15 protein-coding genes and 1 pseudogene are annotated in these 13,967 nt (G+C 62.0%); 10 read left to right on the forward strand and 6 right to left on the reverse strand.

What is annotated here, in order from left to right; all coding sequences use genetic code 11:
• Positions 1-31 precede the first annotated feature (31 nt).
• Together HMPREF2808_RS11395 and HMPREF2808_RS11400 are read left to right on the forward strand one after the other, a co-directional pair.
• A complete protein-coding gene (locus HMPREF2808_RS11395) occupies positions 32-1,354 on the forward strand; it encodes a M20/M25/M40 family metallo-hydrolase (RefSeq protein WP_070520381.1) in 1,323 nt (440 codons plus the stop codon).
• A gap of 35 nt (positions 1,355-1,389) precedes the next feature.
• On the forward strand, positions 1,390-1,890 hold the full coding sequence (locus HMPREF2808_RS11400; RefSeq protein ID WP_369821999.1) for a hypothetical protein: 501 nt from the start codon (positions 1,390-1,392) through the stop codon (positions 1,888-1,890).
• 4 nt (positions 1,891-1,894) lie between these two features.
• Here the strand turns inward: HMPREF2808_RS11400 and HMPREF2808_RS13180 are convergent, their stop codons facing one another.
• Both HMPREF2808_RS13180 and HMPREF2808_RS11405 read right to left on the reverse strand, forming a co-directional pair.
• Entirely contained in the window at positions 1,895-2,191 is a 297-nt protein-coding gene (locus HMPREF2808_RS13180) for a CHY zinc finger protein (protein ID WP_083299197.1), read from the reverse strand.
• Positions 2,191-3,018, reverse strand: coding sequence for an esterase/lipase family protein (locus HMPREF2808_RS11405; protein WP_070533500.1), 828 nt, complete (start codon positions 3,016-3,018; stop codon positions 2,191-2,193). The genes HMPREF2808_RS13180 and HMPREF2808_RS11405 overlap by 1 nt, the downstream gene beginning before the upstream one ends.
• 104 nt (positions 3,019-3,122) lie before the next feature.
• Here HMPREF2808_RS11405 and HMPREF2808_RS11410 point away from each other — a divergent pair, with 104 nt between their 5' ends.
• A complete protein-coding gene (locus HMPREF2808_RS11410) occupies positions 3,123-3,641 on the forward strand; it encodes a hypothetical protein (protein ID WP_070533502.1) in 519 nt (172 codons plus the stop codon).
• Between the two features lie 2 nt (positions 3,642-3,643).
• On the opposite strand, the gene HMPREF2808_RS11415 is transcribed toward HMPREF2808_RS11410, so the two are convergent.
• Both HMPREF2808_RS11415 and HMPREF2808_RS11420 read right to left on the reverse strand, forming a co-directional pair.
• Complete coding sequence (locus tag HMPREF2808_RS11415) at positions 3,644-4,057, reverse strand: hypothetical protein (RefSeq protein WP_070533503.1); 414 nt, start codon at positions 4,055-4,057, stop codon at positions 3,644-3,646.
• A 48-nt stretch (positions 4,058-4,105) separates the two neighbouring features.
• Entirely contained in the window at positions 4,106-4,822 is a 717-nt protein-coding gene (locus HMPREF2808_RS11420; protein ID WP_070533505.1) for an ASCH domain-containing protein, read from the reverse strand.
• A gap of 263 nt (positions 4,823-5,085) precedes the next feature.
• Here HMPREF2808_RS11420 and HMPREF2808_RS11425 point away from each other — a divergent pair, with 263 nt between their 5' ends.
• Entirely contained in the window at positions 5,086-5,574 is a 489-nt protein-coding gene (locus HMPREF2808_RS11425) for a hypothetical protein (RefSeq protein WP_070533507.1), read from the forward strand.
• A 35-nt stretch (positions 5,575-5,609) separates the two neighbouring features.
• Here the strand turns inward: HMPREF2808_RS11425 and HMPREF2808_RS11430 are convergent, their stop codons facing one another.
• The gene (locus HMPREF2808_RS11430; protein ID WP_070520396.1) at positions 5,610-7,091 is read right to left on the reverse strand and encodes a multicopper oxidase family protein; all 1,482 of its coding nucleotides are present in this window, start codon (positions 7,089-7,091) and stop codon (positions 5,610-5,612) included.
• Between the two features lie 71 nt (positions 7,092-7,162).
• Positions 7,163-7,738, reverse strand: a complete 576-nt coding sequence (locus HMPREF2808_RS11435; protein WP_070520399.1) for a CueP family metal-binding protein — start codon at positions 7,736-7,738, stop codon at positions 7,163-7,165.
• 403 nt (positions 7,739-8,141) lie between these two features.
• Between HMPREF2808_RS11435 and HMPREF2808_RS11440 the strand changes: the two genes are divergently transcribed.
• The 6 genes and pseudogenes from HMPREF2808_RS11440 to HMPREF2808_RS13185 all read left to right on the forward strand — a co-directional run.
• Positions 8,142-8,864 carry a response regulator transcription factor gene (locus HMPREF2808_RS11440; protein WP_118781224.1) on the forward strand — a complete coding sequence of 241 codons (723 nt, stop codon included), beginning with the start codon at positions 8,142-8,144 and terminating at the stop codon, positions 8,862-8,864.
• Positions 8,861-9,988, forward strand: coding sequence for a sensor histidine kinase (locus HMPREF2808_RS11445; protein ID WP_070520402.1), 1,128 nt, complete (start codon positions 8,861-8,863; stop codon positions 9,986-9,988). The genes HMPREF2808_RS11440 and HMPREF2808_RS11445 overlap by 4 nt, the downstream gene beginning before the upstream one ends.
• 140 nt (positions 9,989-10,128) lie before the next feature.
• Positions 10,129-10,455, forward strand: a complete 327-nt coding sequence (locus HMPREF2808_RS11450; RefSeq protein ID WP_070520404.1) for a heavy-metal-associated domain-containing protein — start codon at positions 10,129-10,131, stop codon at positions 10,453-10,455.
• 51 nt (positions 10,456-10,506) lie between these two features.
• Positions 10,507-12,741: a copper-translocating P-type ATPase gene (locus tag HMPREF2808_RS11460; RefSeq protein WP_070520407.1), complete on the forward strand. Its 2,235-nt coding sequence runs from the start codon at positions 10,507-10,509 to the stop codon at positions 12,739-12,741.
• A gap of 47 nt (positions 12,742-12,788) precedes the next feature.
• Positions 12,789-13,403: a YdhK family protein gene (locus HMPREF2808_RS11465; protein ID WP_049151221.1), complete on the forward strand. Its 615-nt coding sequence runs from the start codon at positions 12,789-12,791 to the stop codon at positions 13,401-13,403.
• A gap of 267 nt (positions 13,404-13,670) precedes the next feature.
• A pseudogene (locus tag HMPREF2808_RS13185) lies at positions 13,671-13,967 on the forward strand (IS6 family transposase); the annotation flags it as partial.

Below are 13,967 nucleotides of genomic sequence, written 5' to 3' on the forward strand. Positions count from 1 at the left end.
GTTTCATGTAGTCCGGGCTACCCTTTAGGCCATGGATTCCACGCTCTACGACGACACCCTCGCACTGCTTCAGCAGCTCATTCGCAATGCCTGCGTCAATGACCTCACTCCGGATTCCGGCCACGAGGTCCGCAATGCCGACACGTTGGAGCGGTTTTTCGCAGGCACCCCGGTGGAGATTCAACGCTATGAATCGCACCCGGGCCGCGTCACCATCGTGGTGACCGTTCCGGGTGACCCGGACAAGGAGCCGCTCACGCTCATGGGCCACACCGACGTCGTGCCCGTCGACGAGCCCAAGTGGACCAAGCCACCTTTCGACGCCGTCATCGAAGATGGCAAGCTCTACGGCCGCGGCGCGGTGGACATGCTCTTTATTACGGCGACGATGGCGGCGGTGACTCGCGATGTCGCTCAGCGCGGCAACCCCGGCGGCACCCTGGCCTTTGTCGGCATGGCCGACGAGGAGGCCCGCGGCGGCTTGGGCTCCATCTGGATGGATAAGCACCACCCGGAGGCCTACTCGGTGCGCAACTGCCTCTCGGAAACCGGCGGCAGCCACCTGCCCGGCGCGCTCGGCTTCAACGTCGGTGAGAAGGGCGCGGGCCAGCGCCGTCTGCACGTGCACGGCGATGCCGGCCATGGCTCCACGCCGTTTGGGAAGGACTTTGCCATCGTCAAAATCGGTGAGGTTGCTCGCCGCATCGCCGCCGCCGAGCCACCCGTGGCCACGGATGAGGTGTGGCAGGGATTCGTCAAGACCTTCCGCTTCGACCCCGCAACGGAGGCAGCGCTTCTCGACGGCTCCGCTACCGCGGCCGACTATGAAAAGTTCGGTAGTTTGTCCGCCTACGCTCACGCCTTCTCGCACACGACAATTGCCCAAACTGTCCTGCGCGCGGGTGGCGCCATCAACGTGCTGCCTTCCCACGCCTACCTGGAGATGGATATCCGCCCCTTCCCTGGCCAGACCCAGGAGGAGCTCGACGAGTTCCTGCGTGAGGCCCTCGGCGATATGGCCGACGAAGTAGAGATCGAGCACCTTATTACGGAGGACGCCACACAGTCCTCCACCGATACTGAACTGTGGCGCTGCATCGAGGAGACCGCCCACGAATTTTTTCCGGATAAGGAGGTGCTGCCGGTGCTGGCGACGGGTGGTTCCGACCTGCGCGTGGCGCGTCGCCGCGGCGGCAACGCCTATGGCTTCGCGCTGCATGCGGAGGATCGGGATATGGCCAGCGCAAACTCGCAGCTGCACAGCCACGACGAACACCTCTACCTGGAAGACTTGGATTTGACTGTGAAGGCGTATTTTTCGCTGGTAAATCGTTTCTTAGGAAGCGAGCACTAACGCAAACGTGTAAAAGCTGTGGCACAATGTGGCGCATGAGAAATAAGCTTGTCCTCTGCTCCGTTGCTGCTGCCATCGGCCTGTCCGCCCCTACCGCATCCGCCGACATGGTGGATGACTACCTGGCCAAGGTCCCTGCCGGCCAGATTTCCTGTGAGCAGGCCACCAAGTACTACACCAATCCGTCTGACTACAACAGCAAGAAGTCCCAGGCGCTGGCTGCTGCCAACTTCCACCCGCGTGGTCCCGAGATCCGCGACGCCGTCGCCCGCGCCGACGAGGCCATCGCTCGCTGCGGCCTGAACGGTGGCGGCGGCAACACTGCTCCTGCTCAGAACACTGCACCAGCTAACAACACTGTCCCTGCCAACAACGGTGGTGGTGCCCCGGCAAATAACGGCAATAACGCCCCATCGAACAACGCTTTTCCGACCTTCCCGGTGACCATCGGCAACTTCACCTTCAACGTCCCGGACATTCTGGCGTACCTCAAGACCCTCGTCGAGGGCACCCCGCTGGCCCAGCTTTTGCCGTAGAAGACTAGCGGAAATACGTCCCCGCGTGCAGCGCACAGCCTGTATTGAAGGCATGCCCGCACGCGGGGCATTTATATGCTGAGTATTCGGCATAGGTCATTGTTCGGCCGCAGGCCCCGCACATGACGCAGAGCTGGTCTTTCGGCATGGGTCCGAATTCATGGTCGGTCAGCTCCGCGTGGCAGAGCGAACACGCGAACCATCCGCCGCAGGTGTGGCACTTGTTCGCAATGACGTCGACAAGCGTGTGCCAGTGACGGCACCGGCCGTCCGCATCGATGGCACCCTGGATGTGTGTCACTAACGCGTGAGCCCCCACAGAATCTGATCGTGCACGCGCGGGTCATGGGGTAGATTTCCATGTTCGACTGGGGCGGATTCCACATTGACCACGTCCGCGCCCGGAACAGCGCTCAGCTCCGAGGTCTGGTTCGGCGTCACGGTATTATCCGCCGGCGAATAGATGGACGTGTAAGTAACGCCGGGCGCGGTATCCGGAAGCTGGTTGAGATTCTCCATAAAATCCGAGCCCTCCAACTGCTCGATGCCAGCGCTGGTGCCGAGGAAATCAACCACATCGGGCGCGATCTTTGCGGCCGTCTTGAGGGGCGTTGCCCGCCCGCCCCACGTCGTCCCGTGGAAGTTCGCACCGATGGTGACCACGCGGTTCACTTCATCCGCTGAGCCGTAGAGTTGTGTGAAGGTCTTGGTGTGCAGGCCGCCCTGGGAGAAACCGACGAGGTTTACTTTGTTTGCTCCGGTGACCTCACGGATGTGTTCAATATGCCCGGCGATCTCGCGCCCGGAAGAATCTAGATCCGCAATCCCCTTCATGTAGTCGTAGGCGTTCTGGTACGCAATGTCCTCGGCGCCATAGTCGAAGGCCCACACGCACATCCCTTGGTCCTTGAGCTTCGGGATGAGATCGTTCCACTCGGCCGAGTTTGCCGAAGTACCGTGCAATAAAACAACGGGTTCAGTGACGGAACCCGTGGGCTTACAGTCAGGATCATTGATGCCGAGATCCTGCGCGGCGGAGGTCTCCATGGTCTGGGCATGAGCCGGAACGGGGGCGGCAGTGCCGAGGAGGATTGCAAGGAAAGCGCGCTGTAAAAAGCCGTTTTTCATGAGGCACCAGCTTATCCGCCGAGCCTGGCCAGCTACTGTGTGATTCCTGTGCGCAACTAGGGTACCCGTCACTACCATAGAGGTAGATAAACAAAGGACCTGAAATGAAGCGACTTCTCTGTATTGCCTCTGCGCTCTTTGTGCTCGGCGGCTGTTCCTCTCTCGACGTTGAATCCACCCCTGCGAGTGAGACGTCGTCAAGCACCAGCGTTACTGAAGACGCCCCACACCCCACCCTTCCCACTGCCGAGGAAAGCGCCGAAGATATCGGCGTGGATCAACCGCAAGAAGAAGTCATCGGCTTCACCGAGGCGCCCGGTGCGGCGCAACCTACTCCGATGGAGAAAGCCATCGAGTCCTGCGGTGATGTCTCGCTACACGAAACCGGAACGACATTCTTCAGCGATGGAACCTCTGGCTGGACACAGCAGTGTGCCGACGAAATGATGGCCGCAAATCCCCCAGTGCAAGAAGCTGCCGCTGTGTATGAAGCACCCGCCGTTGAAGAGAACTACGTTCACCCCGGCGCGTATTGCAACGGCGGAAGCGGGGTATCAAAGAGAGGTGTCCCGATGACGTGCGCCCCGGCATCGGACGGCAGGATGCGCTGGCAGAGCGCGTAACCTCATTCCGGCAGTTGCGGGCCTTTACCCCTCTTCCACAACGCAAAGGCGATGCCTCTGCGGATCAGTGCTGAAAGCCCTACGGGCAGGCAGCACAGGAGGGGCAAAGCAATGAGCATCTGGCCGATCCAGCCGAAGAGACCAAGCACTCCAATAACGACGAAAACGGCATCTAGCCGGAAATCTGTAATGTCCTTCCGCTGCATGGGCAGGGAAATAAGGTAGGCAATTCCCAGAAACACGAGTGCGGGAAGAACCACAAAGACCGCAAGGAAGCCGCTCTCAGCATCAGTTCCTTGCGTATCAACGAAAAAGACGGCCACCAGCAGCCCAACAAATGCGAACTCCACAAATGGTAACCGCAGCACAGGGAAATCTATAAGCCGCGGTGGCTGGGCGGAAGCGGGGCCGAACATACCGACAGTCTAGGCAAAACCCTTTCCCCGTCGTCTTTACCGAAGTAGTTAAGCCTTACGGAGCGTGAACTCTACGACGTCGACCTCATCATCCTCAGCTAATCCGGGATAGTGAGTATCGAGCGCTTCGTGGAGCTCAGCAAGAGAACCAAAGCCATCTCTTCGGGCTTGTTCCTCCGTCAAGGACCTCCGCTGGGTAGAGACGACAGAAGTGACTTCTGCGGGAATGGTGACAACCTCTCCGGATTCTTTCTCGAAGACAATCTGGGCGCTTCCTTCGTGGAAGGGGTCATCCACCCGAATGGTTTGTTGCTTTTCTCCGCTTCGAATTGATTCCTCGTAGCCTTCCCACATATAGATGCGTTGCTCTTTGTCCATGTCACGCCAGTTATATGCGAACGGTAAGAGCTCTTCCACGGTGAGTGCTTCAAGTCCATTGCTTCTGCGCACGATGCACCGGATAGACGGATCAGTATCAAATAGCACTTGGCGGCATTTTCCACAGGGCGAAAGCACCTGGCCAGTCGGACCGTGGACGGCGACTACCGCCCGGATGGGATCCTCGGGATGACTAGCAGCGTGGTTAGCTAAGGCCGAGATTTCACCACAGGGGCCACCGAGAAAATGGTATGCGTTCAAACCGAGCACGTGTTTGCCGGATTCAGTCAGGAGGGCTGCGGCTACGGTGTGATCTTCCCCGTCGTGGAAGCGCTGCGCATGGGTCGTGGCTACGGTCAGTAATTCTCGGAGTTCATTAGTAATCATCCTTCAAAGGTAGCTGTTACTGCCACAACTCCTAAGCCCAAGGGATCACAAATCTGTCACTGTCATTCACGGTAAATAAGGGCGAAAAACTTCGAACTTCTGGCCGCTATAATTCCCCGAAGATATCAATAACCCCGGCGATTTACTCCTACTTTCGTAGTGCAGGGATCGTTCCGGGGTTTTCAAAGCGCACATTATCATATCCATATGGAAATCCAAGCCCAGCCCAAGTACAGCTGTCCCAGTGGTTTTCATCTGCGCGAATGAGCAGGTACACCGATCATCCATCACCAGAAACGCTCTACCTTTGGAATACTCACCTCACGAAGACCTATCTCGCAGACATCGAACACCTCGAAGTACTCCTCCGAAATAGCATTCACAATGCCCTAACCGGAAGGTACGGCGAGCGATGGTTTGACGACGATCGAATCCCTTTCAACGATGCAGCGAAGAAGAATATCCGCAAAGCGAAGAAACGGGCCGGGAAGGAAGGCGCACCACCAGGAAAAATCATCGCTGAACTCAGCTTCGACTTTTGGCGCTTCCTCCTAAGCAGTCACTATCAGGCGAGCGTCTGGCCTCAGGTTAAGAAGGCGTTGAAGAAAACCCCTGGCAGCAGACAGCAGTTTGAAGATCTTGACTCCGTTGATAACGCCATCCAAATGGTGGCAAGCTTTATTGATCCTCATGCCGAAGCATGGATCAAGGACAATTCCCGAGTCCCCGATATACGGGCACAACGACCTTAGCTGTATACCGCAGAACAAAGCGGAAAAGAGCCGGGTTACTCGTAGCGAAGCGAGCTGAACATCCCGGTTTCCATGTGATAGGCGTTATGGCAGTGAAATGCCCACTCACCGGGGTTGTCAGAGATCAGGTCGGCGATCATGGTTTCACCGTGGCGGAGAAGGACGGTGTCCTTGCGTAGCCCGCCGCTGCCGGGCAGCGCCCACGTGTGACCGTGGATGTGCATGGGGTGGGGCATCATGGTCCTGTTGCGCATGACCATCCGCAGGCGCTGGCCCGCCTGCACGATCGCGGAGGAGGATTGGCCGTCGGTGAGAATGCTCCATTCATACGGCATCATCTGCCCGCCCAGGTCGATGCTGACTTCTCGGTCTGGTGTGTCCTCGGGCAGGAGTGCACGGTCTGCTGGCTTCAGGGAGGACAGAAGCAGTCCGGTGGACGACAACTCGGGGAAGTCGACATCGGGGTGAGGGGCCTGGCCGCCGGCGGTGCGGATGACGGCGAAGGCGCGGTCGTCTTTACCCACCGCCAAAGCCGTGAGCGGGAAGATGCCGTCGCCGAGGATGACCTCGACGTCGACACGCTCGCCCATCGACAGGTAGATCGATTCGGTCTCCCGGGGCTGGACGGGGAAGCCGTCGGTGTGGGTGACGGTCATGCGGTGACCACCGAGGGCCACCTTGAAGATGGTGTCACCGCCGGAGTTGATAAACCGCAGGCGGGCCTTGTCACCCGGGCGAGCCTCGAAGGTCCGGTGAGCACGGGGGATACGTCCGTTGATGAGGTAGTGCGGATACATCACATCGCCGGCATCCCCGCCCAGTACCCGGTCCGGGGTGCCGTGCATCATATGGCCGTGGCCTCCCATCCCCTTCTTCCCGTTATGGTCGCCCGAGCCCATTCCGGTGAGCTTGTCGAGCTCATCGTCGGGAGTGCCCTGAATGCCATCGACCCAGTCGTCGAGCACGATGGTCCACTCGACGTCCTGGTCCTCAGCGTCTTGCGGGTCACGGACGATCAGTGGGGCGTGGAGGCCGCGATCAAGCTGCAGGCCGGAGTGGGAATGGTAGAAGTAGGTGCCACCGTGGGGGACTTCAAAAACATAGGAGAAAGACTCGCCAGGTTCAATGGGGTCCTGGGTCATGCCGGGCACACCGTCGGCTGCGTTGTGGAGTGCGATGCCATGCCAGTGGATGGAGGTGCTCTCAGGCAGTTCATTGGTGATATCGACCTGGAGGACGTCGCCGACGGTGGCCTCAATGGCCGTATCCCCGGTGTCAGAGACGTATCCCCACGTCTTGGCTTCGATACCGCCGATATCCAGAGAGAGGGGCCGGGCGGTCAGTGTCCGGCGCACCGTCGGCTCGCCGAGCGCAGTGGGGGTGGGAGTGGGGCGAAGAGAGGAACCTGGTGCCGAGGCAGCGGGTCCAGGGTCGCTGGTGCAGGCGGCCACGGCCCCGGTGCCGGCGAGGACGAGCCCGCCGAGCAGAAACTGTCGTCGGGGAAACGCGTTCATCATGATTTAACCTTCCTTGGTGCTAGATTTCAGTGACACGGGAGACAGGTGCAGGTGAGGACCCTGCTGAGCCATCACGTCAGGCGCAGGTCTGTGACGCAGGTGGCACCGTCGTCGGCGGTGGAAAACTCCGTGGTGCCGGTACGCCCCTGGTAGCTGACCTCAATCAGGCCGGTGGCATCATCGGGAAGCCAGAAGCCAATAAACCCGTTGTCGAAGGTGGTTGTCGCCTCGTCCACCAGCACCTCACCGGTCGCCTCATCGGTGATCGTGACCTGGATATCCTCATTGTCGAGTTCCCCCAGGCAGGTCGTGAGGCTGTGGTAGAAGCAGTCGTGGGTGGAGGTGAGATAGGGTGCGATCGAGACATACGTCTGATTGTCGGGAAGATCGACCACGACTTCCTGGTCATCGCTCGAGAGCAGCAGTTCATCGGCACGCACTGAGGCGATCAGATCCGTGGGACGCTCCGTGACCTTCTGCCGGTCGAGGTGATCAATGATCTCCACCGCGTCCATGCCGGCCAGGCCATGGGTAGTCAGGAATGTATCCTGGGACACCGTCCCGTCGGCGGTGGGTTCCGGGTCGGCGGCCGAACACCCCGTGAGGGCGAGGGCAAGGGCGGCGGCTGCGATCGCTGCTCGTTTCACGTCAATCTCCTTGGATCGTGGTAAGACCGTGAGAAGACACCGCCTCAAGGTCGATGCCATACCTTTATCTAGCACGGGTGCCTGACGGACTAGAAATCAAAACCCCTGCTCACAGCCTTATAACAGGGCGAAAAGGGGGCGAATTCGGTGGGCTGGGTCACCACCGGGACACCACCCCACAGCCGTGGGCGATGTCCTTCTACCCGCCCCGGGTATGCGGTGCAGGCAGTGAAATCCCTGGTGGCGCCTGCTGAACCGACCAGGGGAGGCGATGCCGCCGGCCCGGGGTGGGGCGCAGGGGTGACGGCGGTCGAAGGGTGATGTTTGAAGATTTGATGAAGATTTCCCCGTTGGGCACTGAGCGAGGGTGATATTCCCCCTGGCCGGAGCGATACTGGGGTCCATGGCTAACCGCACACCGACCACCGCCACGCCCCCGGGGCGGGTGCTGGTCGTCGATGATGAACAACCCCTGGCTCAGATGGTGGCCTCCTACCTCATCCGGGCCGGCTTCGATACCCGCCAGGCGCACACCGGCACTCAGGCCGTGGACGAGACCCGTCGCTTTTCCCCCGATGTTGTGGTGCTGGATCTGGGGCTGCCCGAACTCGACGGCCTGGAGGTGTGCCGACGGATCCGCACCTTCTCGGACTGCTACATCCTCATGCTCACCGCGCGTGGCAGCGAGGACGACAAGATCAGCGGTTTGACCCTGGGGGCGGATGACTACATCACCAAACCTTTTAGCATCCGGGAACTGGTGACCCGGGTGCATGCGGTGCTACGCCGCCCGCGCACCAGCACCACCCCACCGCAGGTGACCACCCCCTTGATCGTTGGTGACCTCATCCTTGACCCCATCGCCCATCAGGTGCGGGTAGGGGAGACGACCGTGGAGCTCACCCGGACGGAGTTCGAGCTGCTGGTTGCCCTGGCCCTGCGCCCCGGCCAGGTGCTGACCCGCCACGACCTGGTCACCGAGGTCTGGGACACCACCTGGGTCGGTGATGAACGCATCGTCGATGTCCACATCGGCAACTTGCGTCGCAAGCTCGGCACCGACACCCGGGGCCGGGGGTTTATCGACACCGTGCGTGGCGTGGGCTACCGGGTGGGGCAACCATGAATCACGGACCCGGCCTGACCTTCCGCTTCCTGGCCGCCCAGGTGTTGGTCGTGGTGATTAGCCTACTGGTGGCCGCGGCCGTGGCCACGATGGTGGGTCCGACCCTGTTCCATGATCATATGTTGATGACCGGCCAGGAGGACCCCTCGCTGGAGCTGTTCCATGCCGAGCAGGCCTACCGGGGCGCCAACCTGATCACCCTGGCCGTCGCCCTGCCCACCGCCTTGATCAGCGCCCTGCTGGCCAGCCTGTGGTTATCGCGTCGTCTGCGCACCCCCCTGCAGGATCTCACCCGCGCCGCTACCAGCCTGACGGCCGGCAACTCCCGTATCCGCGTGCCCGCCGGAAAAGCAGGCCCCGAGGTCACCACCCTGGCGCATGCCTTCAACACCATGGCCGACCGGCTGGAACACACCGAACAGGTCCGCCGCCAGATGCTCTCTGATCTGGCCCACGAAATGGGCACCCCCTTATCGGTGCTCACGGTCTACCTCGATGGTCTCCAGGACGGGGTCGTGGACTGGAATAATGCCACCCACACGATCATGGCTGACCAACTCACCCGCCTGACCCGGTTGATGGAAGACATTGACGATGTCTCCCGGGCCCAGGAACACCGGATCGATTTGGACCTGGCGGAGGAAGGGCTCGGGGATCTGCTCCACACCGCCGCTGCTGCCGCGGGGGAAGCTTATGCTGACAAAGGCGTCGATTTACAGGTCGAGACCATTACGGACACCGCCCGGGTGCTCGTGGACCGGCAACGCTTCGGCCAGGTGATGAGCAATCTCCTGTCGAACGCGCTACGGCACACCCCGGCCGGCGGGCAGGTCCGGATCAGCGTCCACCGACAGGGGGCGTCCACCGCGCTCATCCACGTCGCCGATGACGGCGAGGGCATCCCACCTGACCAGCTCGGACACATCTTCGAACGCTTCTACCGGGGGGATGCCGCCCGCACCCGGGACAACGGCGGGGCCGGTATCGGTCTGACCATCTCCAAGGCATTGATCGAGGCCCACGGCGGCACTCTCACCGCCACCTCCCCCGGCCCCGGTCGCGGAGCGGTCTTTGCCCTCCGCCTCCCGCTGTCCCCTCCCGACAGTGAGGAGGCTGCTCGGTGACCACACCCTGCCCCGCGTGAGGGCCGCGACCTCGACCCATTGAAAATATACCCCCCTGGGGTATGCTGAAAATATACCCCCGGGGGGTATATGCTAGAGAGCGGCATCGCCGCACCCCACCGAACCGAAGGAGCTTTCCCATGATCACCTCCCCGCCCCGCCTCTTGCCGATGGCCTCCCACGGCTGCAGCTGTTGCGGACCTGCCTCACGTGCCGACACCGCCTCCATCCCTGCCGCCAGCGACTCGTCAGCAGGAGGGTCCTCCCCTAGCTACCAGGTCACCGGCCTGACCTGCGGGCACTGCGCGAAAAGCGTGACCCAGGCCCTTCAGGCCCTCCCCCAGGTCGACGACGTCCAGATTGATCTCGCTGCTGGTGGTGTTTCCACCGTCACGGTCACCGGTCTCGTACCTCCGGAGATGGTTCGCCGGGCCATCGAGGAGGCCGGCTACACCGTCTTATCCTGATCAGTTTTACTCATCATCTCGACCCCGACCGGGTTGAGCGAAAGGAACGTCATGAGCACTCCCCACCATTCGGGTGATCACCATGGTGATCACCCCGCTCCGGAAACAGACCACACCCACCACCCGGATCATGCCAGCCACGAACACCACGCAGATGCCGACACCCACGGCCAGGCGATGCCCCACGATCACCCGCACTCCGCCCTGGACGAAGACCACCACGTTCATAGTCACGGCGAACACGCCGGACACAGCACCGCAATGTTTCGGGACCGCTTCTGGTGGTCGCTGATTCTGTCCATTCCCGTCGCTATTTTCAGTCCCATGGTCGCCCACCTGCTCGGCTACCACCTCCCGGCATTCCCCGGATCCACCTGGATCCCCCCGGTGCTAGGCACGATCATCTTCGGCTACGGCGGAACGCCTTTCCTCAAGGGCGGATGGAAAGAACTGAAATCCCGCCAACCCGGGATGATGCTCCTGATCGCCATGGCCATCACCGTGGCGTTTGTCGCCTCCTGGGTCACCACTCTGGGGCTGGGCGGTTTTGACCTGGACTTCTGGTGGGAGCTGGCCCTGCTGGTGACCATCATGCTGCTGGGCCACTGGCTGGAGATGCGCGCTCTCGGGTCCGCGTCCTCCGCGCTTGACGCGCTGGCTGCCCTGCTGCCGGATGAGGCCGAGAAAATCGTCGACGGGACCACCCGCACCGTGGCCATCTCCGAGCTGGTCGTCGACGACGTCGTGCTGGTGAGGGCCGGTGCCCGGGTGCCGGCCGACGGAACCATCCTCGACGGAGCCGCCGAATTCGATGAGGCGATGATCACCGGCGAATCCCGTCCCGTCTTCCGCGACACCGGTGACAAGGTGGTCGCCGGTACCGTGGCCACCGACAACACCGTCCGCATCCGGGTGGAGGCTACCGGCGGGGACACCGCCCTGGCCGGGATCCAACGCATGGTTGCCGACGCCCAGGAGTCCTCCTCCCGGGCCCAGGCCCTGGCGGATCGGGCGGCGGCGTTATTGTTCTGGTTCGCGCTGATCTCCGCTCTGATCACCGCGGTGGTGTGGACCATCATCGGCAGCCCGGACGATGTCGTGGTGCGCACGGTCACGGTGCTGGTCATCGCCTGCCCACATGCCCTGGGCCTGGCGATTCCGCTGGTCATTGCGATCTCCAGCGAGCGGGCCGCGAAATCCGGGGTGCTCATCAAGGACCGGATGGCGCTCGAGCGGATGCGCACCATCGACGTGGTGCTCTTCGACAAAACCGGCACCCTGACCGAGGGTGCGCACGCGGTCACCGGTATCGCGACAGCTGTCGGCGTCACCGAGGGCGAGCTGCTGGCCCTAGCCGCCGCCGCGGAGGCCGACAGCGAGCACCCCGTGGCCCGCGCCATCGTGGCGGCCGCGGCCGCCCATCCCGAGGCCTCCGGTCGGCAAATCCGTGCAACTGGTTTCAACGCCGCCTCCGGCCGGGGGGTCCGGGCCACTGTCGATGGCGCTGAGATCCTCGTGGGCGGGCCGAACATGCTGCGCGAGTTCAACCTCACCACCCCGGCCGAGCTCACCGACACCACCAGCGCCTGGACCGGGCGTGGGGCCGGTGTGCTCCATATTGTCCGCGATGGTCAGATCATCGGTGCGGTAGCCGTCGAGGACAAGATCCGCCCCGAATCCCGCGCCGCCGTGAAAGCCCTGCAGGACCGCGGGGTGAAGGTCGCGATAATCACCGGCGACGCCCAGCAGGTGGCCCACGCCGTCGGTCAGGACCTAGGCATTGATGAGGTCTTCGCCGAGGTCCTGCCCCAGGACAAAGACACCAAGGTCACGCAGCTGCAGGACCGGGGTTTGAGCGTGGCCATGGTCGGTGACGGTGTCAATGACGCCCCCGCTCTGACCCGCGCGGAAGTCGGTATCGCCATCGGTGCCGGCACGGATGTGGCCATGGAATCTGCCGGGGTGGTCCTAGCCAGTGATGACCCGCGGGCAGTGCTGTCGATGATTGAGCTGTCCCAGGCCAGCTATCGCAAGATGATCCAGAACCTGATCTGGGCCTCTGGCTACAACATCCTCGCCGTGCCGTTGGCCGCCGGAGTGCTCGCCTCGATCGGGTTCGTGCTGTCCCCGGCCGTGGGCGCGATCTTGATGTCTGCCTCGACCATCGTGGTGGCCCTGAACGCCCAGCTGTTGCGCCGCATTGATCTGGATCCGGCTCACCTGGCTCCGACCGACGGGAAGGAGGAACACAGTGGGTCGATATCCCCCGTAACCGTTACTGACTGACCTTGTCTCTCGACCCCTAACTCACACCACCTTTGAAAGGAACGCTCATGAAACGCAGCATTACCCTCGCCGCCTTGGTACTGACCTCCACCCTGGCGCTGACCGCCTGCAGCGACGCCACCGACAACTCCGACGATGCCGACACCACCAGCACCACGACGGCAACCGCAGAGACCAACGAGACCCACCAGGAAGACACCACCACTGCCGACGAAGAGCACGGCGGGCACGACCACCCTGCCGACGGCGGGGCACCGCCGGCAGGCATTGAAGAGGCCGAGGATCCCACGTACCCGGTGGGCACTGAGGTCATCCTCACCGCTGACCACATGCCCGGCATGGACGGGGCTACAGCCACCATTTCCGGGGCGTTTGACACCACGACCTATTCGGTCAGCTACACCCCCACCGAGGGTGGGGCCCCGGTTACCGACCACCGCTGGGTCGTCCATGAGGAGCTCGTCGATCCGGGTCAGGCCCCCCTGCCCGACGGGGCGAGCGTTGTCCTGGATGCCGAGCACATGTCCGGCATGAAGGGTGCTGAGGCCACCATCGATTACTCCACCGAGGAGACGGTCTACATGGTTGATCTCACCGTCGACGGGATGACGATGACCAACCACAAGTGGGTCACCGAGAGCGAGATCCAACCCGCCGAATAGTCCACCCACCCTGAACCGCGAGACCAGACAAGGCACCCGCTCCAGAGTCGGTCATCAATCGCTGCCGACCATGCCGAAGCAAACCAGCCACACACGGAACCTGCACGCCCACAGGGCCCACGCTGAGGTAGGCCTTCTGTGTCACTGCTTCTCTTAGTCAGGGAAATATGCCCTGGAATGACCCTGGTGACAGGAGTTCATTCCAGGGCTTTGGGTGCTGTTGCAAAGTTGGGGCAGTAGGAAGAGCGACGTGAAATAATCACAGCCATGGGTATCTTCTCCGGTCGTCATTTCCCCCGTGATATCATTCTGTGGGCAGTGCGGTGGTACTGCCGCTAGGGGTGAGCTACCGAGACTTGGAGGAAATGATGACTTCAGCGGGGTGTGCCGGTTGATCAACCACGATCTACCGCTGGGTCCAGAAATACGCCCCTGAGCTGGACAAGCAAACACGGTGGTACCGGCAGGTACCTGACTGGCAGGCCAGTTCCTGGCGGGTGGTGAGACCTATATCCGGATCGGCGGCAGGTGGTGCTACCTCTATCGGGCGATCACCGCCGGTGG

Origin of the sequence: Corynebacterium sp. HMSC078A10 (genome assembly GCF_001811565.1) — a bacterium.
Taxonomy (GTDB): domain Bacteria; phylum Actinomycetota; class Actinomycetes; order Mycobacteriales; family Mycobacteriaceae; genus Corynebacterium; species Corynebacterium hesseae.